Source organism: Desulfurobacterium sp., from assembly GCF_027028515.1.
GTDB lineage: Bacteria > Aquificota > Aquificia > Desulfurobacteriales > Desulfurobacteriaceae > Desulfurobacterium_A.
The window spans coordinates 1-2696 of the sequence record NZ_JALVIW010000091.1 but is presented as its reverse complement, the minus strand read 5'-3'; the positions used below and the strand labels follow the sequence as shown (position 1 = coordinate 2696).

The window sequence follows — 2696 nt, the reverse complement described above, 5'->3', positions numbered from 1 at the left end:
GCCAAGGGTTAACAGCAGGTTTCCTGCAACTCCACAGAGGATACCGTATTCGTATTCTCTGTTTTCATTCTCTTTTCCGAGAATAAGATTTCTAACATCGTCCCAGAATTTTGAATAGTCCTCTACCGAAAGGTAAGCAATTTGTCCTATAAAGGGATCAATGTTAACTTTTCCCTCTACCGGGTTTTCCTTAAAAAATTCTAACCACTTCTTTCTTTCACTTTCAAGTAAATCACTAAGCACTCTTGAATACTCTCCCTCTACTGCGTCGAATACTTCGGGAAGTACTTTGGTTATATCACCTTCTCCCTCACCATTTGCTATCCTTTCAATAAAAACAGGTGTGTAGGTGTTCAGCACCCTTTCTGCCGTTCTCTTTGCAAGCATTTTGCCCTCCTTGGAGTTAATTTCTACTACAATTGTGCCAAAAATCTTTCTGTTTGTCAACTACTTTGTGAAAAATTTGTTCTTAAGGTCAAAAACTATTCTTCGTGGATTTTTAAGGATTAATATTCTCAAAATGTCCTTTTGAGTAAATCGGGAAATTAATATATCGGATTCAGAATTGACAGGTTCAAAGAACTTTACCTTTATCCTGTTGGGAGCAATAAGTAAATACCTATTTTTCCACTTCTGAATAAACGCTCTGTCTGATTCAATCACTATCCTGAAAAAACCTTTGTGTTTTCCGTATCTTACTGTATCGGCAGATAGGTTAGGTGAAAAGGTTGTCATCACCAATACCAGCCAGAATAGAATCTTCAGTATTCTTACTGCTTTTTTCACCTACAACCTCTTCTTGTTTTTTAGGTTTAATAATGGCAAATTCTGCTCCGTTTTGAAAAACAGGGGAATTTAATGAGATATTTTCCTTAATTTTCATAAGAACTTCTGCATCTTCAAGTTCAGCTTTTACGATAAAAGGAATTCCATTATCATCATATTCTATCTGCCTGGATAGGGCAAAAACTTTTTCCTGGAAGTTTTTCCCTCTTGCATCAAGTTCGTAGTATCCTGTTATGTTAAGCATTTCCGATATGTGCTTTATTTCTCTTGCACGAACTTTTATGGTTTTATTTTCCTTGTCGTCTTCTGAAATGGCAACAATTCCTTTTACGCTGATAAAGTTTCCTTCGGCAAGGTAGGGGTAGTACTTTTCAAGCACGTATCCACTTATGGTTACTTGAATAGAATAGCTATCGGTCAGCAGTTCCATTTTTGCCCACTTGCTCTGATCTTTTTTGGCCTTTACCTCTAAATTGCTTATGATTCCGAATATTTCTACCTCTTTATCGGCTACAAATGTTTCGGGATCTGGGTTTTCGTAGGGAAACCATTTGACCTGATCGAGTGGGTTGTGCTTAATGTAAAGACCTAACGTTTCTCTTTCGTATTCCATTATTATCCTGTCTGAAATCAGGTATTCTTCTATTCCTTTAAGGTGAGAAATTAGTTTCTTCCTGTCCTCTAACGAATCAAACGCTCCGGCCATTGTTAGCTTTTCAAGGACTTTCTTGTTTATTCTCCTTACACCTTTAAACCTGTTTTTGAAGTCGTTAAAAGATTTAAACTCACCGTTTTTCTTCCTTTCTTCCACTATAAGGCCGGCTGTTTCCTTTTCTATTCCCTTTATTCCCGAAAGGGAATAGTAGATTTTTCCATTTACAGCTTTAAAGTCCTCTTCGCTTACATTTACATCGGGTGGCAGTATTTCAATGCCGTGTTCCTTTGCGTCTTTTATAACACGGAGCAGTTTATCCCTCTTTGAATACTGAACGCTCATTATTGAAGCATAGAATTCAACGGGATAGTGGGTTTTCAGGTAGGCCGTAACATAGGAAAGGTAGGCGTAGGCCGTAGAGTGAGACTTGTTAAATCCGTATTCGGCAAACTTGGCAATCTGATCAAAGAGGTGTTCTATCTTCTCTCTCGGATATCCGTTTTTAACAGCCCTTTCAATAAAGATTTTTCTCTGTTCTTCCATAATTTCTTTCTTCTTTTTGCCCATTGCACGTCTTAAAAGGTCGGCCTCTCCAAGTGAATACCCTGCAAGGATATTTGCTATCTGCATTATCTGTTCCTGGTAGATGAAAAGGCCGTAGGTTTCTTTTAAAACAGGTTCAAGCTCGGGAAAGATGTAGTCAATTTCCTCAAGACCGTGCTTTCTTTTTATGTAAGAATCTACCATTCCCGAAGAAAGAGGCCCCGGCCTGTAAAGGGCAACAAGTGCTATCAGCTCTTCAAACTTTTCAGGTTTTAACTTCCTCAAGAGATTTTTCATTCCTTCTGATTCAAGCTGGAAAACTCCTGTGGTATCTCCTTTTTGTAGTGTAGCAAACGTTTCTCTATCGTTTAACGGTAGGTTGTAAATATCTATTTCAACTCCGTAGTTCTTTTTAACACTTTTAACCGTATTGTCTATAATTGTAAGTGTATCAAGTCCTAAAAAGTCCATTTTTAAAAGGCCGAGCGACTCAACCATTCCCATATCAAACTGACTTGTAACCCTTTTATCCTTGTCAAGACAGAGGGGTATAAACTTTGTCAGCTTATCCGGAGCAATTATGACGCCGGCAGCGTGAACCCCGACCTGTTTTATAAGTCCTTCAATTCTTCTGATAACCTGCTTTTCTACTTCGGTTAAGATGTTTTCAAGTTCGGGAAGTGCCTGAAATACCTCATCGAGGGTCTTGACG

At 38.4% G+C, this 2696-nt stretch carries 3 protein-coding genes; all 3 read right to left on the bottom strand.

The window, feature by feature from the left end:
* The coding region (locus tag MV676_RS07745; RefSeq protein ID WP_297446486.1) for a hypothetical protein at positions 1 to 387 on the bottom strand (387 nt) is incomplete at its 3' end.
* Positions 388 to 447: 60 nt separating this feature from the next.
* Complete coding sequence (locus MV676_RS07740) at positions 448 to 786, bottom strand: hypothetical protein (RefSeq protein WP_297446484.1); 339 nt, start codon at positions 784 to 786, stop codon at positions 448 to 450.
* Positions 716 to 2696: DUF655 domain-containing protein (locus MV676_RS07735; RefSeq protein ID WP_297446483.1), on the bottom strand; the 1981-nt coding region annotated here is incomplete at its 5' end. The genes MV676_RS07735 and MV676_RS07740, both read right to left, overlap by 71 nt.